14 protein-coding genes and 6 pseudogenes are annotated in these 22,001 nt (G+C 57.4%); 12 read left to right on the forward strand and 8 right to left on the reverse strand.

The window, feature by feature from the left end:
• The first annotated feature begins 61 nt into the window (after positions 1 to 61).
• Both N8E89_RS25645 and N8E89_RS25650 read left to right on the forward strand, forming a co-directional pair.
• A pseudogene (locus N8E89_RS25645) lies at positions 62 to 1,320 on the forward strand (ribulose-bisphosphate carboxylase large subunit family protein).
• On the forward strand, positions 1,317 to 2,645 hold the full coding sequence (locus tag N8E89_RS25650; protein ID WP_262262585.1) for a four-carbon acid sugar kinase family protein: 1,329 nt from the start codon (positions 1,317 to 1,319) through the stop codon (positions 2,643 to 2,645). Before N8E89_RS25645 ends, N8E89_RS25650 begins: the two are co-directional and overlap by 4 nt.
• Before the next feature lie 803 nt (positions 2,646 to 3,448).
• On the opposite strand, the gene N8E89_RS25655 is transcribed toward N8E89_RS25650, so the two are convergent.
• The 5 genes and pseudogenes from N8E89_RS25655 to N8E89_RS25675 all read right to left on the reverse strand — a co-directional run bounded on the left by N8E89_RS25655 (position 3,449) and on the right by N8E89_RS25675 (position 8,691).
• Positions 3,449 to 4,249, reverse strand: coding sequence for an ABC transporter ATP-binding protein (locus N8E89_RS25655; protein ID WP_262262586.1), 801 nt, complete (start codon positions 4,247 to 4,249; stop codon positions 3,449 to 3,451).
• A 1-nt stretch (position 4,250) separates the two neighbouring features.
• Positions 4,251 to 5,100, reverse strand: a pseudogene (locus N8E89_RS25660) (ABC transporter ATP-binding protein).
• On the reverse strand, positions 5,093 to 6,004 hold the full coding sequence (locus tag N8E89_RS25665; RefSeq protein ID WP_106663779.1) for an ABC transporter permease: 912 nt from the start codon (positions 6,002 to 6,004) through the stop codon (positions 5,093 to 5,095). Before N8E89_RS25665 ends, N8E89_RS25660 begins: the two are co-directional and overlap by 8 nt.
• A 4-nt stretch (positions 6,005 to 6,008) precedes the next feature.
• Positions 6,009 to 7,070: an ABC transporter permease gene (locus N8E89_RS25670; RefSeq protein ID WP_262262587.1), complete on the reverse strand. Its 1,062-nt coding sequence runs from the start codon at positions 7,068 to 7,070 to the stop codon at positions 6,009 to 6,011.
• 25 nt (positions 7,071 to 7,095) lie between these two features.
• A complete protein-coding gene (locus tag N8E89_RS25675; RefSeq protein ID WP_262263332.1) occupies positions 7,096 to 8,691 on the reverse strand; it encodes an ABC transporter substrate-binding protein in 1,596 nt (531 codons plus the stop codon).
• A gap of 138 nt (positions 8,692 to 8,829) precedes the next feature.
• Here N8E89_RS25675 and N8E89_RS25680 point away from each other — a divergent pair.
• The 7 genes and pseudogenes from N8E89_RS25680 to N8E89_RS25710 form a co-directional block, all read left to right on the forward strand.
• A pseudogene (locus tag N8E89_RS25680) lies at positions 8,830 to 9,538 on the forward strand (GntR family transcriptional regulator).
• 1 nt (position 9,539) lies between these two features.
• Positions 9,540 to 10,461 (forward strand): annotated as a pseudogene (locus N8E89_RS25685) (dihydrodipicolinate synthase family protein).
• A 13-nt stretch (positions 10,462 to 10,474) separates the two neighbouring features.
• A pseudogene (locus tag N8E89_RS25690) lies at positions 10,475 to 11,613 on the forward strand (mandelate racemase/muconate lactonizing enzyme family protein).
• Positions 11,614 to 11,985: 372 nt separating this feature from the next.
• Entirely contained in the window at positions 11,986 to 12,354 is a 369-nt protein-coding gene (locus tag N8E89_RS25695; RefSeq protein ID WP_262263333.1) for a CAP domain-containing protein, read from the forward strand.
• A 367-nt stretch (positions 12,355 to 12,721) separates the two neighbouring features.
• Complete coding sequence (locus tag N8E89_RS25700) at positions 12,722 to 13,117, forward strand: hypothetical protein (protein ID WP_262262588.1); 396 nt, start codon at positions 12,722 to 12,724, stop codon at positions 13,115 to 13,117.
• Between the two features lie 369 nt (positions 13,118 to 13,486).
• Positions 13,487 to 13,867 (forward strand): VOC family protein, encoded by a 381-nt coding sequence (locus N8E89_RS25705; RefSeq protein WP_262262589.1) that lies wholly within the window; start codon positions 13,487 to 13,489, stop codon positions 13,865 to 13,867.
• A gap of 135 nt (positions 13,868 to 14,002) precedes the next feature.
• Positions 14,003 to 14,604 (forward strand): annotated as a pseudogene (locus tag N8E89_RS25710) (efflux RND transporter permease subunit); the annotation flags it as partial.
• Positions 14,605 to 14,744: 140 nt separating this feature from the next.
• On the opposite strand, the gene N8E89_RS25715 reads toward N8E89_RS25710, so the two are convergent.
• The gene (locus N8E89_RS25715) at positions 14,745 to 15,689 is read right to left on the reverse strand and encodes a homocysteine S-methyltransferase family protein (protein ID WP_262263334.1); all 945 of its coding nucleotides are present in this window, start codon (positions 15,687 to 15,689) and stop codon (positions 14,745 to 14,747) included.
• 297 nt (positions 15,690 to 15,986) lie between these two features.
• Between N8E89_RS25715 and nuoH the strand changes: the two genes are divergently transcribed.
• The 3 genes from nuoH to N8E89_RS25730 are packed head-to-tail and all read left to right on the forward strand — an operon-like array spanning position 15,987 to position 18,056.
• Positions 15,987 to 16,973, forward strand: a complete 987-nt coding sequence (gene nuoH, locus N8E89_RS25720) for an NADH-quinone oxidoreductase subunit NuoH (protein WP_262262590.1) — start codon at positions 15,987 to 15,989, stop codon at positions 16,971 to 16,973.
• A gap of 30 nt (positions 16,974 to 17,003) precedes the next feature.
• Positions 17,004 to 17,570, forward strand: a complete 567-nt coding sequence (locus N8E89_RS25725) for an NADH-quinone oxidoreductase subunit I (RefSeq protein WP_262262591.1) — start codon at positions 17,004 to 17,006, stop codon at positions 17,568 to 17,570.
• A gap of 45 nt (positions 17,571 to 17,615) precedes the next feature.
• Positions 17,616 to 18,056, forward strand: a complete 441-nt coding sequence (locus tag N8E89_RS25730) for a CBS domain-containing protein (RefSeq protein WP_106663796.1) — start codon at positions 17,616 to 17,618, stop codon at positions 18,054 to 18,056.
• Positions 18,057 to 18,119: 63 nt separating this feature from the next.
• On the opposite strand, the gene nuoG is transcribed toward N8E89_RS25730, so the two are convergent.
• Positions 18,120 to 20,714, reverse strand: a complete 2,595-nt coding sequence (gene nuoG / locus N8E89_RS25735; protein ID WP_262262592.1) for an NADH-quinone oxidoreductase subunit NuoG — start codon at positions 20,712 to 20,714, stop codon at positions 18,120 to 18,122.
• A gap of 21 nt (positions 20,715 to 20,735) precedes the next feature.
• On the reverse strand, positions 20,736 to 22,001 hold the full coding sequence (gene nuoF / locus N8E89_RS25740) for an NADH-quinone oxidoreductase subunit NuoF (RefSeq protein WP_262262593.1): 1,266 nt from the start codon (positions 21,999 to 22,001) through the stop codon (positions 20,736 to 20,738).

The following is a 22,001-nucleotide window of genomic DNA, read 5'->3' on the forward strand; positions in this document are numbered from 1 at the left end:
TAATGAGTTGATAAGGTAATAATTCTACTGTTATGTGTTTGGCAAGCGAAGGGAGGTAAAATTGGACAGGATTTACGCTGAATATGATCTTGAGACACCGGGCGATCTGATCGACACGGCGGCCATCATCGCTGGAGAACAATCTTCAGGCACGTTCATGAAGCTTGCGGGGGAGACCGAGGCCCTCAAGGAGGCCTTTGGAGCGCGCATCGAGTCAATCCTCGAGACAGGTCAATTCAATAAGCCATCCCTCCCGTGTAAAATTGCTGGAACGAAATACACCCGCGGTAAAATTCGCCTTTCCTGGTCGCTTGCGAATATGGGCGTATCACTGCCAAATGTCCTGGCGACCGTCGCCGGCAATCTCTTCGAATTGCGCGAGGTATCCGCACTTCGCCTTCTAGATGTCGAGTTTCCCCAAGAGTTCGCTCAAAAATATGCCGGCCCGCAGGCGGGGATCGCCGGGACGCGTTTGCTCACTGGCGTATCCTCGGGACCTTTGATCGGTACAATCATCAAGCCGAGCGTCGGCTTGAGCCCGGCGGAGACGGCCAGCCTGGTCTTGGAACTTGCCGAGGGCGGAATTGACTTTCTGAAGGATGATGAGTTGCAGGCCAATGGTCCACACTGCCCCCCCTTGCCGAGAGGGTCCAGGCTGTCATGGCGGTTCTCAATCGTTTCGCAGACAGATCCGGCAAGAAGCCGATGTACGCTTTCAACATCACGGGCGAGATGGATGAAATGAAGCGAAATGCTGACCTCGTGCGGGACGCCGGCGGAAGCTGTGCGATGGTTGGCATTCACAGCGTTGGCCTGCCTTGCGTGACCGAGTTACGACGCCATACCGACTTGCCCATTCACGGGCATCGCAACGGCTGGGGCCTGTTTTCGCGCTCGCCCGATATTGGCATCAGTTTCATCGCTTGGCAGAAATTCTGGAGGATCGCTGGGGTCGATCACCTTCATGTCAACGGTCTGCGCAACAAATTCAGCGAGGATGGTGCATCATCCATCGCATCGGCGCGTCAATGCCTCACTCCGCTTTTTCGCGGCGCCAAGGATTTCAGGGTCATGCCGGTGTTTTCATCAGGGCAGTCGGCCGAGCAGGTCGAGGACACCTACAAAGCCCTCGATTCAACCGATCTGATCTATTGCGCCGGCGGCGGAATAATGGGGCACCCGCAAGGGCTGGCCGGGGGTATCAGCAGTTTGCGCGAAGCGTGGCAGGCGGCCGTCGAGGGCGTAAGTCTTGAAACCTATTCGGTGACACACCCTGCCCTGCGCGCCGCAGTTGAAACCTTTCGGCCGCGTTTCTCATGAGTGTAAAGCCGCAGATCACCTTTTACGGCGACGACTTCACCGGTTCCACCGATGCAATGGAAGCTTTGAGCTCAAACGGCATTGAGACGGTTCTTTTCACCAAAATTCCGGATGAGGCGCGCCTGAAGGTTTTCAACAATGTAGCCGCAATCGGTCTGGCCGGAACAAGCCGCAGCCAGACACCGGAGTGGATGGATCGCGAGCTGCCCGGCATCTTCGCGTGGCTCAGTTCGCTCCAAGCATCAATCGCTCACTATAAGGTATGCTCGACGTTCGACAGCGCCCCTGGACAGGGTTCGATCGGCCGCGCTATTGACATCGGTCTTCGAGCCTTCGCACAGGACGCCACCCCATTGATTGTCGGCGTGCCGCAACTTGGGCGCTATACGATGTTCGGTGAACTGTATGCGCGGTTTCGCGATGATGTTTTCAGGATCGACAGACATCCGGTCATGAGTCATCACCCTGCAACGCCGATGCACGAGGCGGATCTGCGCAAGCATCTGGCAAAGCAGACAGATGCTCCCATTGGGCTGATCGATCTTCCATCGCTGCTTGCAGGCAAAGGTGCCATGGCGTGGCGCAAGGCGATGGCCGATTTAAAAAAAGTGATCATGATCGATGTCGCCGATGCGCTGAGCCAGCGTCTCGCAGGCGAAATCGTCACCATGCATCTTGCGAGCACCGGACCACTCATATTCGGGTCGTCCGGTGTCGAATACGCCTACATTGAAACCTTGCGCGCCATGGGTAAACTTCCGCAAGCTGCCCCACAACAACCATTGTCTGCCGAAGACCGCATTGCCGTTGTGTCCGGAAGCTGCTCACCAACCACGGAAGCACAGATCAGATACGCAAGCCAAAACGGTTTCGAGCCGGTCCAGGTTAATTATGAGGCGCTGGCATCGGGGGTCGGGGCGGGTCAAGCTGAAACGGAAGCTGTCGAGCAGGCAGTGACAGTCCTGAAATCAGGCAAGAGCCCCCTGCTTTTCACCTCACTTGGAGCGCCGTCATTTCGGCCATCAGGCGGTTCAAACGAAAATGATCGGGTCGGGCGACGCCTTGGTGCCATGTTGAACCGACTTGCGCACGAAAACGAACTGAAGAGGGTCATCGTCGCGGGTGGCGACACGTCAAGTCACGCATTGGAGGAACTCAAGATCGGGGCACTCACGCTTCGCCACGCGATTCCCCAAGCGCCAGGTTCGCCTGTTTGTTTGGGCTACAGATTTGATGGATCGGCACCACTGGAACTCGCTTTGAAGGGCGGCCAGATCGGAGAGGAGGACTTTTTTGTGCGTATCCGGGATGGGCGGCTGAATTGATGGTGCTATCTGAAGATCACTCAGGACAAGGCTTGGGTTTCATGCCGTCGATGACAAGGTGCATATGTGTACGACAGCGTGCATTTCGACTTGGATATGCTTGACCCTACGCTTGCGAGTTTCGACTTTCCCAAGATCCCGCCGCCGAGCCCAATACCTTTGCAGGCGTCGCGAAGGCCGGGATGTGCTTTTCGAAGGTCGCAAAAATTCTCTAAGCAGTGGATGCCGAAGCCGGCGTTGTTGGGCTGGCGATCACTGAATACATGCCGTGGAGCGCGGTCCACATGGCTAAGTCGCTGCACACTTCGCTGCTTGGCAGGCGGTAAATGGGGTGGTCAAAGGTGGCGTCGTATGAAACCGCCCCATCAGTAAAACCGTCAATTTCACACGCCCAGAACATTTTTGCCAAAAAAAGAGCCGGACTGGAAAGTCCGGCCTAATTGTGAAGGTCAAAAACCTCCAGAGGGGAACAGCTGATGCGGTTAAAATGGGAGGAGAACCGCATCGGCTGCGCAGGGAGTATTCCCGATATCAGCGAACCTCAAGACGCATTATTGCATAGCTGCTATGCAGAGTGCAAAATCCGTAGGCATCACTGGTGCTCTGGTTTGGCCAACCTCATTGGGGCCGCACCATAAGCGGTGCCGCTAAAATACACCGCGCTTCAAAAATGGCACAAGCAGGACACCGTGGCCGCGCCCGCAACCGGGCTCGCCGAAACAATGCGGGCCGGGCACCCTTGCGTTGCCTTGCGCCCTAAAGCCACTTAAACCAACACACCAACCCTTCTGTTTAACCCAACATTATCGTTGAACTATAAGTTGCTCGCAGGTAGCTACCAAACGCCATGGTCGCGCTGAAACATACCCCCGACTGCCATCAAGCAGGGTTTTGGTATAGGGATGCGAAACTTCCCCTCGCAGCAGATTCTCACGGTTTGTGACTTCGACAAAAATTCCATTTTGCATCACGGCAACGCGGTCGCACAAATGCGCAATGACCGCCATATCGTGACTGACGAGGACATAGGTCAGATGTTCGCGATCGCGTAGATCCTTGAGCAGGTTGAGAATTTCCGCTTGAACTGAAACATCGAGAGCGGACGTTGGTTCATCCAGGAGCAAAATCTGCGGTTTCAAAATAAGCGCGCGGGCAATCGCGACGCGCTGGCGCTGACCGCCCGACAATTGATGCGGAAAACGATAACGAAAATTATGCGGCAGACCGACCTCCCGCAAAATCTCTTCTATTCGCTCCTCCCGGCGGTCGAGACCATGGATTTCCAAAGGCTCGAGCAGGGTTCGGCCGACCGTATGGCGGGGATGAATCGACCCAAACGGGTCCTGAAACACCATTTGCTGCTTGGCGAGCTGAGATTTCGTCCGTTTCGGGTTTGCGTTTTCCCCGTCGATGACGATTGAACCGCTCCAATTCTTGCTTCTTCCGGCCAAGGCACCAAGCACGGTGGACTTGCCGCAACCACTTTCACCCACCAGGCCGAATGTCTCGCCTTTTGCGACTTCGAACGAGACGTCCTTGACCACCCTTATCGTATTTTGTCCGTGGCCGTAGCTGACACCCAGATTATCGACTTTGATCATCATCTCAGTTCTCCAGCCACCGTGGATCGCGCGTGAGAACTTCAAGTCTTTCACGCGGGTGCTCCAGACTTGGAAGCGCATTGAGCAATCCCCGCGTATAGGGATGTGTAGCCTGCTCCAGATTATCGGCCTCGAAGCGTTTCAACGATGCGTCCGGCATACATGATGATCACCCGGTCGCAAAAGCTTCGCACCAGATTGAGGTCGTGAGAGATGAAGATCAGGCCGATATTGCGCTCGGTGATCAGATCATCGAGGATGCTGAGGACTTGCTGGCGTACGGTGACATCGAGGGCGGATGTCGGTTCGTCGGCAATAATCAGCGACGGCGATGAAATCAGCATCATCGAAATCATGATACGTTGCCCCATCCCGCCTGACACCTCATGCGGATAGAGGGTGTAAACACGTTCGGGATCGCGAATGTTTACCCTTTCCAGCATGGCAAGGGTTCGCATGCGCGCATCACGCCAGGACGCGCCCTCATGCAGAACAACCGTTTCGGAAATCTGCTCGCCGACGGTCATGACCGGATTGAGCGAGTATTTTGGATCCTGAAGGATCATGGATATGCGGCTGCCGCGAATGGTGCGCATCTGCTGTTCGTTTGCTGCCAAGAGGTCAACATCCTCGAACTGCATCCCGTCAGCAGTGACAATGGCGCCAGGTGGCTGAAGCTGCATGATGGCCCGGCCGGCCGTGCTTTTCCCAGACCCGGATTCACCGATGATCCCGACCTTTTCCCGCCCGACTTTGAATGAAACGTTTCGAACGGCCGTAACCGAACCCGACAGGGTCGGAAACTGGACGGACATATTGTCGATCGATAAAATTGTGCTCTGATTGTCAGGCATTTCTCGGATCCATGATGTCGCGCAGGCCATCGCCAAGCAGATTGAACGCCAGGCTGACCACGAGAATGGCAACGCCCGGAACGGTGGTCAGCCACCAGGCATCCAGCAGATATTGGCGGCCCGATGCAGCCATTGCCCCCCATTCGGGCATTGGTGGCTGGGCACCCAGGCCGAGAAAGCCCAGACCGGCCGCTGTCAGGATGATGCTCGACATGTTCAGGGTCAAACGGATGATGATGGACGGCGCGCACAGCGGGACAATGTGGCGTAACAGGATGCGTCCCATACCGGCTCCCTGCAGTTCGGCGGCAACGACAAAATCGGCTTGGCGAAATGTCAGGGTTTCGGCGCGTGCCAAGCGGGCGATTGGCGGCCAAACCGTCAAGGCGATAGCGATCACCGCGTTTTCGATGCCCGGGCCAAGGGCCGCGGAGAAAGCAAGCGCAAGAACGAGACTTGGAAACGACAAAAAGATGTCAGTGATGCGCATGAGGATGGTATCGACCCAGCCCCCGAGATAACCAGCCGTCGCGCCAATGATGAACCCGATCGGAGCAACGATGACGGTGACCAGGATGCTGATATAAAGGGTCGTGCGTGCACCATAGACAAGCCTCGAATAAACGTCGCGCCCGAATTCGTCCGTTCCAAACCAATTGGCCGATGACGGCGGCTGCAATGCCAGAGCCAGATCCTGCGCAAGCGGATCGTGGGTTGAAAGCAGCGGCGCCAGGGCCGAGACCATGACCAGGGCCGCCACAACAATCAGCCCGCCCAGGGCAAGGGGATTGCCGACAAGGTTGAGCCACAAGACATACGCTTTGTGCAGGCGAGCCTGACGCGTTGAGGAAAAATCCTCGCTGATCAGCCAGTCGTGCAGGTCACCGAAATATCGTGTTGTCATTGTTTTACCGGGTCCGTGGATCAAGGAAGCGATAGGCGATGTCCGACAAAAGGTTGATGGCAATCGAAATGATGCCGATCAGGAGGACACTGCCCAGAACGGCATTCATATCGGCAAAAAACAGTGCCGATGTGAGATATTGGCCAAGCCCTGGCCATGCGAACACGGTCTCGATCAGCACGGTGCCATCGAGAAGGCCGCAATAGGCGAGCGCCACGATCGTCAGGAGCTGGACACGAATATTGCGAAATGCATGGCGCCAGATAATGGAACGTTGCCCCAGTCCCTTGGCCTTCGCGGTGAGGATGTATTCCTGGCGAAGCTGCTCCAGCATAAAGCTGCGGCTCATACGGCTGAGATAGGCCATCGCGGCATAGCCAAGGATCAACGCTGGTGCCATCACATGATGGAGGACGTCGAAAAAAACACCCCATTCGCCCGCGATAACCGCGTCGATCAGCAGGGAGTTGGTTGGCCCTTCGACAAGCCCTTCATTGAACACATCGATGCGCCCGCTTCCGGGTATGAGCCCGAACTTCGCGTAGAAAACGAGGATGACGATGGTTCCCAGCCAAAATATCGGCGTGGAATGGCCGAGCAGCCCGACGATGCGTGCCAGATGATCGACCCATGTGCCTTTGCGAACGGCCGCGATGATCCCAAGCGGTATGCCAAACACGGCGCCGATGATCGTGGCAATCGTCGCCAATTCCAGCGTTGCCGGAAAGACTCGCGCCAGATCACTGGAGACCGCATTCTTCGTGACGTTGGATTGCCCGAAATCCAGTCGCGCCACATTGCTCAGATATGTTGCGAACTGCTCGTAGAGCGGCCTGTCGAGACCCATCTGCTTGGAGACCCGTTCGTAGGTCGCCTGGTCTGCCTGGTCGCCGATGACGGCGATGACCGGATCGGCCGGTACCATACGGCCGATAACAAACGTGATCACCAGCAGACCCAACAACGTCGTCAGGATGACGGCAAAGGAGGTTGCCAGTTTTTGCAAACCTGACAGCACGGCTGAGCCAGCTGAAGAGCGCGTAGCATGGTTCTGCGAGATACTCACGTCCGCGTTCCTTTTTTGAACAAGCTCATTCGCCCTTGGATACCGTATCCCAGCGGGTCAACCAGGTGGAATGACCTGTATAGCCGTTGATCTCCTTGCGTACCGCCTTCGCATCCGTTCTGAGGAACGAAGTCACAAGCGCCGGCGAGGCTGCCAGATAGGCCCTGTTGATTTTGGTATAAAGGTCCGTGCGCTTGGCCTGATCAGTCTCATGAGCTGCGGCGATTACCATATCCTGAATATCCTTGGGCACATCCCAAGCCGTGCGCCAAGCGTTCAGTCCGGTTAGTTTGGCTTCGTCCGAATTGTTGGCGTTTGTGGCGTAGGATTGAAGGATGGCATGCGGGTCAGGCAATCGCTCGCCTGAACGCGCAGAAAATATTTGGAATTCGCGGCTGCGGAACTTGCCTATGTGATCACCGCCCTGAAGATCAAGCTTGATGCCGGCCTTGGCAGCATTGGCCTGCAGCGACTGGGCAACCTCGTACTCCGGCGTTACCGGCGTTGCATAATAGACCTTGGAAAAACCGTCCGGGTATCCGGCCTCAGTCAGGAGTTGCTTGGCCTTTTCGATATCGAGCTTGTAGGGATTCTCGTCAACGGCACCGGGAAGACCGCGTGGAACGATCGTCTGCTGCTTGACGCCGTAAAACTTCATGACCGTGCCGGCAAGCCCATCATAATCGATGAGATAGCGAAACGCTTCGCGAACTTTTGGATCTGACAGAATTTCGTCCTTCTGGTTCAAGGCGAGATAATAAAAGCCGAATCCAGGGGTCTTCTGGATCGTGACCTTGCCGCCTTGGTCAAGGGCATTGAGATCGGTTGACGACAGGCGGGTCGCGACATCGATATCGCCGGCCTCAAGCTGCAGGCGTTGCGCCGCCGATTCGGGCAGATGGCGCAGGATGACGCGGCGCATCTTCGGTGCGCCTTGCCAGTAATCCTTAAAGGCATCGGCAATGAGAATGTCGTTGGACCGCCAGGTACGCAGCGAATAGGGACCGGAGCCCGCATCATTGGCCTGCAGGAATTCGCGCCCCATGTCAGCATTCTTGTCATGCTGCGCCAAAAGCGCGCTATCGAGAATGGAGGTCGAAAAACTTGCAAGTGAAAACAGGATGAGGTTCGGATTCCACACTTCAGGGGTTTGAAGGACTAGTGTCGTGTCATCCGTCGCCTTGATCAGGGTTTCGACATTGTCTTCCTTAAAGCCCCACTGACGCAGATCGACGGACGGCGCCAGCCCAAGCTTGACGAGACGGCGCAACGACCATTCGACATCCTTCGCCGTCAGCGCGTTGCCGGAATGAAATTTGACGCCGGAACGGATCTTGAACGTGAAGGTCTTCCCATCAGCCGAAACGGTCCAGCTTTCCGCAAGTCCGGGTGCTGGCTGCGCGATATTGTCAGCGGGCAGAACCACAAGACGGTCGTAAAGATTGGCGACCACTTCGGCCGTCTCCAGCTGGTTGATCTCGTTGGGATCAAGCCCGCGCATCGAAGACATCGTCAAAGCGATCACCAGTTGATCTTCCGGTGTTGCGGCGTAAGCCGTGATTGGTGCGGACGAAATTGCGGCAGCAACCGCCGTGGTTATTAAAAAATGGCGCCTTAGCATTTTCACAAAACTCCTCCCAGAGCCCCTCACCGGCCGGATCGCCGATCCGACGGACAAAAATTCAGTATCGACATTGAACTGAAATCTGGTATATCAGATCTCACAGAATGCAACGCACGTCAACCAGGAAATTGCCAGATGAGGGAAGAAACCGAGCTAGCGCCCCACGACGATCGGATTGAAAAGCTTGATCCGCGTTTCTTGACGACGCTGCGCGACCACGTTCATCGCACGCTTCGAAGCGCGATATTATCCGGTCGATTTGGGGTGAACGAGCGCGTGAATGAACGCCAGCTCGCAGAACAGCTTGGCGTCAGCACGACGCCGATCAAGGAGGCATTGCGACAGCTTGAGACTGAAGGGCTTGTCGAGACATTGCCGCGCCGCGGCGTCCTTATCCGCTTTAATTCCGGGTGGGCCGAGGAGATGATCCTAGCGCGCGCCGCACTGGAATCGATGATCGCACACCTTGCCGCAAAGCGATTGACGAAACCCGCAGCCGCCGACCTTCAGACCACCATCAATTTAATGATAGAGGCGACGAAGGCGGGGGGCTGACGACCTCATCGCACTGAACGAGAAGTTCCACGATCAGATCCATATAGCCTCCCAGTGTCAGTATTTGGCGCGAATGATCGAGCGGCAGCAGTTCTATGACGCCAGCATCCGGCGCGTCATCCATTCCGATCCGGCCGAGCGGGAAATAGCACTCGATGAACATTCGGCAATCGCTGCTGCGATTATCTCCGGAGATACGGACACGTCCGAGCGCGCGATGCGCGATCACGTCGTTCGGTCGGGCGAAACATACTTAAAAATCGTATTCAAAAACAAAAAGGAAGTTTGACGTGAGTGAAGCTGTTGCAAGAGTTCGGCAGGCCCTGACGGGTATCTCAGGCGTTCCGGTAACGCCTTATGCGGCCGACGGGAGCGTCGATACCGCAAAACTGAAAGCGTTGATCGAGAGATTGGCAGCTGCGCGGGTCCACAATCTGATGGCGGCCGGCAATACAGGCGAGTTCTTTACCTTGTCGCTCGATGAGGTTCGCCTTGTCCACCGCACGACGATCAAGGCGGCAGGCGGCAAGGCCTTGGTCAGCGCTGCAGTCGGCCGGTCGCTGACCGAAGCAAAGGCGTTGGCGCGCGACGCGATTGCCGAAGGTGCGGATGCAATCATGGGCCACCATCCCATGGATCCCTTTGCCGGCCCCTCCTATCAAGCGAAATATTTCCTCGAGCTGGCCGATACCTGCAGCGTGCCGGTCGTCGCTTATGTCAGGAACGATACGTTTTCCGTGGCCGACTTCCGCACACTCGCGCTTCACCCGAACATCGCCGGCATCAAGTTTGCATCTGGAAATCTGATGCTGCTTGCCGATGTGATCCGCTCGACGAAAGATGCCGCGGCAATCTGGGTTTGCGGACTGGCGGAGGGGTGGGCCCCGGCATTTTACGCAATGGGCGCGCGCGGGTTTACGTCGGGTCTCGTCAATGTTTTCCCCGAGCGCTCGCATGCGATTCACCGCGCACTGGAAGCGGGCGACTATGCAAAGGCGCGGGATTTGATCGATGGGATCGCCGGATCTCGAAGCGATGCGCACCAAATACCTTAATGGTGCCAACGTCACCGTCGTGAAGGAAGCGCTTGGAATGCTTGGAACCGATGTCGGCCCGGTCCGACTGCCGGGTGTGGAAACCCTCGATGAAGGAGAGCGAAAGAACTTAAGGGAAATCCTTGAACGCGTCGATAGTGACAATTGCGCGGCTTGAGCGGAGAGTTGAGATGCACATAACTGCTCTGAAAACATTCATGCAGCGCGTGGATGATCGTCCCCGCCTTCTTGTCAAAGTCGAGACCAGCGAAGGAATCTCTGGGTGGGGCGAAGCGTATAATCATGGTCCGGACTGGGCGCTTCCGCCCATGCTCGAATACCTGTTTCATCAGATCGAAGGCGAGGATCCTCGCCGCGTCGAATACCTGATCCTGAAACTCAATCAGCAGGCTCGCTTTCCCCCGGGGGCCCTGGGGCTGGCCGCAATCTCGGCAATCGACCACGCATTGTGGGATATTGCCGGAAAGGCCGCCGGCTTGCCGGTTTATATGCTGTTGGGTGGCAACGTTCGCGAACGCGTCAGGATCTATTGTGGTATCTACACAGCGCCAGATCCGGAAGCGGTGCTGGATCAGACCCTTCAACTGAACCAGGATCATGGGTATACCGCGTTCAAGCTCAGCCCCTACCGGCGCGATTTGCACAACAGTCGTTGGGGAGAACTGGTCAGGGAAACTGGTGATTATTTCGGCAAGATCCGCGAGATTACGCCTTCGCATTTCGAGTTTGCATTTGATGCTCACGCAAAGATCTACGAACCTTATCAGGCCGTACAGTTGGCGGCGGCAATCGCGCCTTATGATCCACTCTTCTACGAAGAACCAATCCGGCCCGAGCACATTCCTGCCTGGGCCGAACTCAAATCAAAAGTGACGGTACCGCTGGCAACGGGAGAATCGCTTTATAATCGCTTTGAATTCCTGGCCCTTCTAACAGCGCGAGGCGCCGATATCATTCAGCCGGATATTTGCGTGGTTGGGGGGTGACGGAAATGCGGCGGATCGCGGCGATCGCCGAAGCACACTATGTTACCGTTGCCCCGCACAATCCGATGGGACCACTGGCAACAGCCGTGAACATTCATTTTTGCGCCGCGCAGCCCAATTTCAAGATTCTCGAGTTTAAGCCGCACGTGCATGCGCCCTGGGCCCTCGACCCCTACATTCCGGTGGACGGTCATATGGAGCTTCGTCCTGAGCGCCCTGGTTGGGGAATTGAGATCGATGAGAAAGCCTTGGTCGAAGAAGACTACATTCACTGGGAGCGCAAAATTACCAAAAAGCCCGATGGATCAACCGCATACCCCTAATATTTATGTGTGGACGAGCACCATTGTGACGCGTCGGACGCTCACCACCCAGCTACGCTTCCGTTCTCATGGCATCAAAGGATCGCGCCAGCGGTTGCCCTATTTGCCCTGACGGGTTACATGTTTCGCCTTAACGTCAATGCCGCTCCAAGCATGCTCCTGATGTCAACGTTGTGTTTAAGACCGGTACCCCTTCCATGGATTAATCATGCTTGGAGCGCTGAAGGGGTTACGGTAAACCGTTCATCTTAAAGGGAAGGCCGCCAGGGGTGAACCGTGGCGAGCGTTAAGCGGGAAAACTCAAAAATGAAAATCCTACAGAAAATTGCAATTGCGGTTCTGGTTGCGAGTTGTGCAGGTATGACACAGCCAATGGCTGCGACATCCGATTTTGGTCCCCAGACACTGACCCTCATCAATTCCTATAGGGTGAGCCGTGGCCTTTCTCCCTTGGCCCCTCACCGCACGTTGAATGCCTTAGCGCGGCAACATAACCGGTATCAAGCGGTCCGTAACACCATCAGCCACGATGGCTTCCGCCAGAGATCAGCCCAAGCTCGGGCTGCTGGACTGAGCGGAGTATGTACAGAAAACGTCGGTGTTAGATATAGAAGTGCACAGCAGCTTTTTTCTGGGTGGAGGAATTCCACAGGCCATAACACGAACTTGCTTCGACCTAACATGAGATATGCAGGGGTTTCTGTGGTCGGGGCCTACTCAACTTTCTTCGCTTGTGGATAACCCCGTCACCAATCAGGTGTGAATGTCCCTATAGCGCAGACTGATAAAGTGGATTTGTTAGTGGCATCTCACTACCAGAGCGGATTGACGCGGTGTGCCGACATCGTGCTTACATGCGACGAATAATCATTCGGTCGGATATCGATGCCGCCTACGATGTACGTGTGGACTTTTTAGCGGACCCATTTGTGATCCTGTTGAAGACGGTTTCGGTTCCCGATCGTGCGACTGATCGCTGGCCTCCAAACGATTTGGAACAGCGGGCAGGATTGAACGAAAGGCCGGTTACAAGCTGCCAGGTTGTCGACAACGACCCCCGTTGGTATGGTGTGATTAAAGCAGCTGAGTGGCTTTATTGGAGGTTGCCATGACATCCGTAACGATCAAGACGGACAGCGAGGCTTATGAGTTCGCAAGCAGGACGGCTGACGCACAGCGAGCCAAGCTTCCCGAGTGGCAGCGCGATCAAATCAGCGACGCTGACATGCAAATTGGAGAGACCTGGTTTGTCTGGGGCTTTTTTAGCGCGATGACCGATGACGTCGAGCGCCGGAAACGGTTGCTGATTACCTACTTGAACAGGAAGTATGCAGACGGGCAAAATAATGAACAACGCGTGGACGACATCGTCAAAACGGCACAAGCGGAAAACCGGCTGTTCGATGCAATCGTGGCTGCGGGCCGTCAGGCTTACCATGAGGGTGGCGATGGGCATCTGGCCAGCATCGCGACGATCTTTCTCAATGTGCTCAGGAACCATTAGGCGCTTGTATATTGCCGAGAATCGGCGAAGGGGGTGTCTCAGCATAAATCCCTGCTGAGTGCCAATTGAGGCAGTTTTCGGCCTGCCAGCGCAATTTCCCTTGAACGTGAAATTCCGTTTTTTGCCGGGGCGTCAAATCCACTAAATCTAGGCTGACATAGGCGTGTTCGATTGCGCGATAGCACGCGCTTTGATTGGAAACCGTGCTATTTTTCTGGCGTTACCCGCAAATTAGCGCGTAGGTAGTACAAGCGCAATTACTGGCCTATCGACAGGCTATCTCGTATTGCGGTAATCTTCGGGCTGCGAATGGTCTTTCTTTCTGGATCGATCGCCCCTTTACCTGTCCAATACAGGAAGGATCACGCAATGTCGGATGATTTTGTCAGTGTCCGCTACATCGTCGATGATGTATCCGCCTCCATTGAGTTCTACACGTCCTTGCTAGGCTTCACCATTCAACAGGATGCGAGACCCGCCTTCGCATCGATAATCCGCGGCAACCTGCGGTTGCTGTTGAGCGGCAAGGCCAGTTCCGGTGCGCAGGCGATGCCAGACGGCCGACAACCGGTCCCAGGAGGCTGGAACCGCATTTTGCTCATCGTCTCGGATATCCGCGCGGAAGTCGCGCGGTTGCGCGGGGCCGGATTGTCGTTTCGCAACGACGTTCTCAAAGGCGTCGGTGGCAGCCAGATATTGCTCGATGACCCGTCCGGAAACCCGATTGAGTTGTTTGAACCTGCCCATTAAAACAAGTCCTTCGGCCAAACTTGCCGACCCGTTCGATGCCGGTCACAGCGTCTTGCAACAGCCCGCGGCCGTAAAACTCAAGCCAAACTTTTGTAATGTAGCCCTCGACCTGATCGCACTTTGGTTGGTTGCCAGATGGAGCAAATCGCTGCCCAGACCTTGCCTCCCGGCCTGGGCTTCGATTGGACGACGCTGTCCTTCCAGGAGAAGATCGTCGGCAACCAGATGTATCTGGTCTTCGCGCTTGCACTGCTTCTTGTCTACCTCGTGCTTGCCGGACAATATGAGAGCTGGATTGCGCCAGTGTCGGTGTTGCTAGCCGCGCCGTTGTCGCTGGTCGGCCCGGTATCGATCCTTTTGGGCGCACATGTGCCGATCAACCTTTATGTGCAGATTGGATTGATCCTGCTCATTGCGCTGTCGGCAAAGAACGCCATTTTGTTGTCGAAATGGCGCGTGAGCTTAGAGCATCGGGCAAGTCGATTGCTGACTCGGCGATGGAAGCAGCACGGTCGCGTTTCCGGCCGATCCTGATGACGTCCTTCGCTTTCATCCTCGGCGTGGCGCCGCTGGTTGTTGCCTCTGGTGCGAGGGCGAGTGCCCGTCGGTCGATCGGCATGATCGCCTCGACCTGTCTTGCCGTACTTTTCGTACCGTCATTCTTTGCAATCATGCAGCGCTTTGAAGAGTGGCGTATCTCGCGCAGGCTTCCGGTCAAGGCGGACGTTTCTGGTTAGAGGCAGTAGACTTTCGGGATCGACTGATTCACATGAGGCGTTGGCGCGCAAAGTCCGGCCGCAGAGCTTTCCCCACGCAAAACGACTTCACGCAATTCGGTTGCGTTGTTGCGGATCAAATTTCGACGAGGGGTTCGTGTTCAGACCTCCAGACACCTTAAACAAATCTGCTCGATATGGCGATGATCCGTGCCGCAGCAGCCGCCAAGCACGTTGATATGCCTGAAACGGCGTCGCAGGTCACGATACTGGGCTCCAAGTTCAATCGGATCACCCTCGTCAAGTTCCGTGGCCTCGTCGAGTTCTGCGTGACTGCGTTTTGACGCGTTTGCGCGCAATCCGCCTATTCGGTCGACCCATGCTTTTCCCGGGGTGAGTTCACGCTCGAAATGAGTCGGGTGGGCGCAGTTGATCATGAAATAGGCCGGACCGCCGTCGGTTGCGCGGTCGACCGTTTCGATCGCTTGCCCCAGGCCTTCACCCGACGGCAGGCCCCCGTCTGTCTCGACAGTGAACGAGATGACCACGGGAAGCCCCAAAGCCTGCGCGGCGCGCGTGACGCCAATCGCCTCACTGGTGTTGGTCATGGTGATGGCCGTCACCAGATCGACTTCGGCTTGCGCAAAGACGCTGATCTGCCGAGCGTGATAGGCTTCGGCTTCCCCCACGCCCATGATCGTGCCCGGATCGTAGCCATCGCCGCGCGGACCTACGCATCCGCTGATCACCATCGGCGAGCGGTCTGTCTCGAATGTCACCTTTAGGTCGTGCAGGAGCGCGACAGCTTTGCGGTTGGCCTCGTCAAGTTCCGCCGGCGTGTAGCCGAGCTTGTCGCCCCAGTCGGCATTGGCTCGCCAGGTCGCGCTTTCCAGGATAAACCCAGTGCCGTTGTCCCGGGCGATGGCTGCGTGACGAGCATAGTAATTGCGCAGGGCCTCGGTGCCTTTTTCATCTCTAAGGAGATGGAAGGCGGCGAAATACGGCAGTTCAAGTCCCTCATGAAAGATCAATGTTGTCTCAATGCCGCCATCGGTCAAAAAAATACGATCACGAAGTTGCGGCAGACAATCTCTGGATCCGGTCATCATGCCATTCCTCTCAATCTTGAAGGGCAAAGCATCGCGAACCATAGCAGAAACATACGCGAAATTCGCCTGGTGGATACCCCACTGCTGTCATGAGGCAGGATGATCGTGAAGAAGACATACCTGAACCAAGGTCAGTGTCGATCATTGAATAAAGGCAGGCGACACTGTGATGGCATTGCGCGCGGTGCCTCACCGTTGTACCGTGCACACTGATAGATGCGAAAAGTGCTCGGTCAGAACCGGAGCTAAAGTCCGGTCGCGCGTTTCACCCCGTTGAATAAGTAGCCGCGGATCATGGAACTTATCGTCGCTCTTGGACTGATCGTCTTCAAGGTCGCGTTGCTGATCGCGATCCTGTTGCTGCTGCCCTTGCCGCTCACCTGGGTGGAACGCAAGATCGCCGGGCACATCCAGCAGCGGATGGGGCCGATGCGCGTGGGATGGCACGGGCTGCTGCAGCCGGTGGCAGACGGAATCAAACTCTTATCCAAAGAAGACCATATCCCGGCTGAGGCCGACCGTTTCCTGTTTAAACTGGCGCCAATCCTGGCGCTCGCCCCTCCCTTTGTGGTGTTCGTCGCCATCCCCTTCGGCGAAACCGTCTCGGTCCTCGGCGCCGAGATCACGCTCTACGTTTCCAACATGAATGTGGCACTTCTTTTCGTTTTCGCCGTGATCGGGCTTGAGGTCTACGGCGTCATCTTTGGCGGCTGGGCCGCAAACAGCAAATACGCTGTCCTTGGCAGCCTCAGGACCTGTGCGCAGATGATCAGCTACGAGATCCCAATGGGGTTCGCGGTCATCGGCGTGGTCATGCTAGCGCAATCCATGAGTCTGCTCGATATCGTGCGGGCGCAGGCCGATGTCTGGAACATCGTCTACCAACCGGTCGGCTTCTTCGTGTTTTTCGTCGCCGGATTGGCCGAAGCGCAGCGCATCCCCTTCGACCTGGCGGAAGCGGAAGGCGATCTTGGCGCCGGATTTCATACTGAATACAGCGGTATCCGCTTTGCGTTCTTCATGGTCAGCGAATACGCCATCGTGCTGCTGGTATCAGTGTTGGTGGTGATTTTATTCTTCGGCGGTTGGAACGGCGTACTGGTGCCCTTGCCACCACTCCTGTGGTTTGTGCTCAAGGTCGCATTCTTCATCTATTTATTCATATGGTTCCGCTTCACTTTCCCCCGCTACCGCTACGACCAACTGATGGCGATCGGGTGGAAAGTCTTGCTTCCTTTGTCGATGGCGAACATAATAATAACCGGTATTGTTTTGTTTTAGGGGGCCGCAGCGGCTCCTAGCGAGGCGGCGATGTCGCGCGCACAGGAAAGAGCAGGTGCATGGATTGGATGGGCGTTCTTCGCCGATCTGGCGAGCGCCTTGGCTCTAACGTTCGGCTACATGTTCTCCAGATCCGTGACCATGCAGTATCCGGACAAGGAAAAATGGTTGCCCTACGCACGTTACCGCGGGCATCATTTCCTCAAACGCGACCAAGAGGGCGAGATCAAATGCGTGGCCTGCGAACTTTGCGCGCGGATTTGTCCCTGCGACTGCATCGAAGTCATCCCCTACCAGGACGACAAGGGTAATCGTCGCCCGGCAAAATTCGAAATCGACATGGCGCGGTGCCTCTTTTGCGGGCTGTGCGAGGACGCCTGCCCGGCGGACGCGATCGCACTTGGCCAGCAATACGAATTCTCTAGTTTTTCCTCGCGTGACCTGGTGATCGGGCGTGACGATCTGCTCGGCAAGCCGGGCAAGGCAACGACCGGCGGCGGCGTGGTTGCTGCGCGACTGAACACCGAACAGGATGTTCTCGTCGAGACGAACGAGCCGCAGGGGTACAACTGGTGGCGCAATATCCGGCAAACGTGAACGCGCGCTTGCCGTCAAGCCGGGGCGCGCAGACAGGAGGCTCAAATGCATGTCTGCCAAATCTTGAAGACCAAGTCGCCCGAGCTCATCTCGGTCACACCGGATCAGCCGATGATAGAAGCCTTGCAGCTGTTTCGGGACAACAACATCGGCTTCGTGGTCGTCAGCCGTTCGCCTGGGGAATGCCTGGGCACGCTGTCGGAGCGCGACTGCTGCTATGCGATGGCTGAGTTCGGAACCGAGGCACCCTTAATGCGGGTCGCCGACGTCATGAACCGCAGTGTGGCGACCTGTTCGGCACAGGATTTCCTGCCCTTTGTAATGGCGGTGATGACCGAGCGGCGCACGCGTCATGTCTTGGTCATGGATGGCGACGAGGCTGTCGGCGTGGTGAGCATCGGCGACGTGGTCAAGCACCGGCTCGACGAAGCGCTTCGCAACGAGCAGGCGCTGCATGAATACATTGCCGGGACCGCCCATCACTGATGTGACCAGATTGAGGTGCAGGCGCAGATCCAGGCCGGCGCTCCGCGGGATCGCCGTCATGCCTTATCTCAGATTTTCAGGTCCCGTCCCTGCTGCGGCGACGGTGGCGATCTCGAAGACCGCTTGCGCCTTTTGAACGTCCACCGGACATGGGTATTCGCCCCGCCGCATCAGTCCGTTGAGACGCAGGGCCCTGTAATTTTCGGGAACGAACACAAGGCCCTTGGGAAAGTGCTTGTTGACCTTAAGCTGGGCGGTCAGCTCACCCTGGGCCGATCGCACGACCACCTGATCACCATCCAAGAAACCGAGCTGCACGGCATCCCACGCGCCCATCTCGACATAGGGGTCATCGGCGACCGTATTGAGGATTTCCGAGTGCTCGGAAAGATATCCATTGTGGAACAGGCAGTTGCCAGTGATCAGCATGAGGCGGTCCGTTGCAGTGGAGCTGGCAGGCGGAGGGGTGAAGAATGCCCCACCTGGCGGCACCAGGGACGCCTTGGTGAATGCTCCCTCGCTACCAAGCCCGGTAAGCGTTAGCCCCTCGCAGGCCGGAACCAGCCGGGCAATCTCGTCGAATATCTCGCTTTGCACCGATGACCTTAAACTTGGGTTGCGAAGCCCCGCGACAAAGTCGAAAATCGCCAGATTGCCCCGTGCCGCAAAAGTTGGTTCGCGGAACTTGCAGACCTTCTGGATACGGCCTTCGTTGTTGGTGAAAGTACCGGTTTCCTCGCCATAGCTTGCTGCGGGCAGCACCACATCAGCAAGGCCCGCAGTATCGGTGAGGAAGGCGTCCTGCACGATCAGGAGATCGGCGGCACGAAGCGCACGCTGCACAAATTCCCGGTCGGGGTAAGACATCACGGGATCGCTTGCGGCAATATAGAGCGCGCCCATTTGGCCCGTGTCACAAAGCTCCAGCATGGCATCGAAATCCGCGCCCGGTTCAGAGGGGATCTCAGCGCCCCAGGCGCGTTCGAGTGTCGTGCGCGCCGTGTCATCGGCAACGGCGCGAAGGCCCGGCAGCGCCGCCGGCAAAACCCCCATATCCCAGGCACCGAGCTGGTTGGCACGGTCGAAGAGGAACTGCACCGCAAGTCCCTTGCCGAGTGCGCGCAGAACCTGCAAAAGGTTGTTGAGCTGTTGTAACGTCGCGCGTGCGAGCGGCGACCTCAGAAGATCGGCGCTGACAAGCACGGTGACGCTCCCGCCTTCCAGCAGCGCGGTGGCCAGACGGTCTGGCTCGTCACTGTCGGCGTGCGTTGCTGGCCCGTCAATGCACGCGCGCATGTTCGCAAGCATGTCGTCCGGCAAGGCTTGACCGGCCGCTGCCACAAGAGCGGCCACCACCGCAGCAATGCTCGCGGCCTCACCGCCTGGCGCAACGCGAACGACCACGCGAGCATCGGCGTCCAGACGCGATGGCCGGGCCGAGAGCATGAGTAACCCCGTCCGGCGCCGCCGCGCGCCGTCCCGCAGCAGGTATTCGGTGACCGGGTTTTCGTCGGTCACGTTGCCACCAACGACAAGCACGCAGTCGTTGCCGATCACTTCCTCCAGTGGCGCGCGCGTGTAGAAGGCCGCCACCAACGGCCCGAGCGTATCGAAAGGAGTGGACCAGCGCGACGTGCTGTCTATGTTGTTGGTGCGAAATACCGTCCGCATCACTTTTTGAAATTGATAAAGCACCTCGTTGGGAAGGCGCGGCGATGCCAGCCCACCCGCAGCCTTTCCCTCGACCGCCGACAGGCGTCCTTGCAGATAATCCCCCGCCTCCTCCCAGGAAACCGGGACGAGGGCCTCATCGCGGCGGACCATCGGGCGCTTGATCCGCTCCTGGCTCATGACGAAATCGAGGCCGAAGCGCCCCCGTACGCAGAGCGTTTCGCGGTTAACGCCGTGATCTGCTTTCGAGCGCACCCGCATGAACTCGCCCTTGCGCGTGCCGACGGTCAACTGGCAGCCAGTGCCGCAATGCGGGCAGACCGTGTCGGTCTCTGCCAGATCCCAGGGCCGCGCCTTGTAGCGATAAGGAAAGCTCATCAGCGCGCCAACCGGACAGACCTCGACGCAATTGCCGCACTGGTCGCAACTGGCAAGACTGCCCTCAAAGCCCGTCACTGCGGTATCCATGCCTTTTTCAACCGTGCCCAAGGCGACTGCACCGACCACCTCCTCGCACATCCGAACGCAGCGCTGGCACTGGATGCAGCGGTTGACATTCATGATGATGACCGGGCTGAGACGGATGTCCCTGGAGTGGAACACACGTTTGGCATCGCGGAACCGGCTTTCCCGCGGCCCGTATGCCATCACCAGATCCTGAAGCTCGCACTCGCCGCCCTTGTCGCAAATGGGGCAGTCAAGAGGGTGGTTGGCGAGCAGCATGTCGAGCATGGAAGAGCGCGTTTCGTCGATCAGCGGCGTATTCGTCCGCACGACCATGCCGTCGGTGACAGCGGTGGCACAGGACGGCTGCAGTCTGCGCTGCCCCTCGACCTCCACCAGACACATGCGGCATGAGGCGAGCGCCGGCAACCGCTTCAGATAGCAGAAGGTCGGGATGTCAATGCCCAAACGCTCGGCAGCCTGCAGCACCGTTGAGCCGGGCTCCACTTCCAGCGTTTGTTGATTTATCGTGATGCTGACCATGACTTTCCTGCGGCCTTCTCCTCAGTGAAACGGGCACCTTCGCTCCTCGATATGGGCGACAAATTCATGCTCGAAATGCGTCAGGGCTGCTCGCAGTCCCATGGCAGCGCCGTCGCCCAGGGCACAGAACGTATTGCCGAAAATCCCCTTGCAAAGCGCTTCCAACTGCTCCAGATCGCCCGGCCCCCCCTGTCCGGCCTCGACGCGGCGCAGCACTTTTACAACCCAATTTAGCCCTTCGCGGCACGGCGTGCACTTGCCGCAGGACTCATGGTGAAAGAACTCGATAATCCGGGTGGCAACCTTGACCATGCAGGCAGAGTCGTCGATCACGATGACCCCGGCCGAGCCGAGCATCGAACCGGCAGCGGCGAGCGAGTCGAAATCCATCGCAATGTCCAAGCCAGACGCCGGGATCAGCGGCGCCGAGACCCCGCCGGGAATCACTGCCTTGATCTTGCGCCCCGGCAGTGGACCGCCGGCGCACTCTTGCACCAGTTCGCGCAGCGGTATTCCCATCGGCAGCTCGTAAAGACCCGGTTTGCGCACCTGACCACTCATGCAATAGAGCTTCGGGCCAGGGCTTTTGTCGGGACCGATGCCGCGGAACCAGTCTGGGCCCCGTGCTATGATATGCGGAACGCAGGCCAGCGTCTCGACATTGTTGATCACGGTCGGGCTTGCGTAGAGTCCTTCGACCGCTGGAAACGGCGGTTTCAGGCGTGGCTGCGCTCGCTTGCCTTCGAGCGAGTCGAGCATTGCGGTCTCCTCGCCGCAAATATACGCCCCGGCGCCGCAATGGATGTGAACGACGAAATTGAAATCCGAGCCCAGAATCCGCGGTCCCAGATAACCCTTGGCGTGAGCCTCGGCAATTGCCTGCTCCAGCCGCCGGATCGCCAAGGCGTATTCCCCGCGGATGTAGACATAGGCGGTTTCGGCCCCGATCGCGTAGCCGCTGATTGCCAGACCTTCGAGGAGCTGGTGCGGGTCGCGCTCCATGATGATCCGGTCCTTGAAAGTGCCCGGCTCGCCCTCATCGGCGTTGCAGCACAGGTATTTCGGCTTGTCAGCGCGCTTTGGCACGAAGCTCCATTTCATCCCGGTCGGGAATCCGGCTCCGCCGCGACCGCGAAGGTTGGATTGCTTGACCAAGTCAATGATCTCGTCGGGCGTGTGCTCGTGAAGCGCCTTTGCCAGTGCCTGGTAGCCGCCGCCGGCCAAATAGGTCGCAAGCAGGTGGCCGTCGGGCACGTCCACATTCATCAAAAGGACCGGTTCGAACAT

It is taken from the genome of Phyllobacterium sp. A18/5-2, from assembly GCF_025452215.1.
Classification (GTDB): Bacteria; Pseudomonadota; Alphaproteobacteria; order Rhizobiales; family Rhizobiaceae; genus Phyllobacterium; species Phyllobacterium sophorae.

Coding starts and splice junctions, on each gene's coding strand:
- N8E89_RS25665 (WP_106663779.1), bottom strand. CDS start 6,004: ATGACAACACGATATTTCGGTGACCTGCACGACTGGCTGATCAGCGAG.
- N8E89_RS25695 (WP_262263333.1), top strand. CDS start 11,986: ATGGCTGCGACATCCGATTTTGGTCCCCAGACACTGACCCTCATCAAT.
- nuoF (WP_262262593.1), bottom strand. CDS start 22,001: ATGTTCGAACCGGTCCTTTTGATGAATGTGGACGTGCCCGACGGCCAC.
- N8E89_RS25650 (WP_262262585.1), top strand. CDS start 1,317: ATGAGTGTAAAGCCGCAGATCACCTTTTACGGCGACGACTTCACCGGT.
- N8E89_RS25715 (WP_262263334.1), bottom strand. CDS start 15,689: ATGACCGGATCCAGAGATTGTCTGCCGCAACTTCGTGATCGTATTTTT.
- N8E89_RS25730 (WP_106663796.1), top strand. CDS start 17,616: ATGCATGTCTGCCAAATCTTGAAGACCAAGTCGCCCGAGCTCATCTCG.
- N8E89_RS25700 (WP_262262588.1), top strand. CDS start 12,722: ATGACATCCGTAACGATCAAGACGGACAGCGAGGCTTATGAGTTCGCA.
- nuoG (WP_262262592.1), bottom strand. CDS start 20,714: ATGGTCAGCATCACGATAAATCAACAAACGCTGGAAGTGGAGCCCGGC.
- N8E89_RS25705 (WP_262262589.1), top strand. CDS start 13,487: ATGTCGGATGATTTTGTCAGTGTCCGCTACATCGTCGATGATGTATCC.
- N8E89_RS25675 (WP_262263332.1), bottom strand. CDS start 8,691: ATGCTAAGGCGCCATTTTTTAATAACCACGGCGGTTGCTGCCGCAATT.
- N8E89_RS25725 (WP_262262591.1), top strand. CDS start 17,004: ATGTCGCGCGCACAGGAAAGAGCAGGTGCATGGATTGGATGGGCGTTC.
- nuoH (WP_262262590.1), top strand. CDS start 15,987: ATGGAACTTATCGTCGCTCTTGGACTGATCGTCTTCAAGGTCGCGTTG.
- N8E89_RS25655 (WP_262262586.1), bottom strand. CDS start 4,249: ATGATGATCAAAGTCGATAATCTGGGTGTCAGCTACGGCCACGGACAA.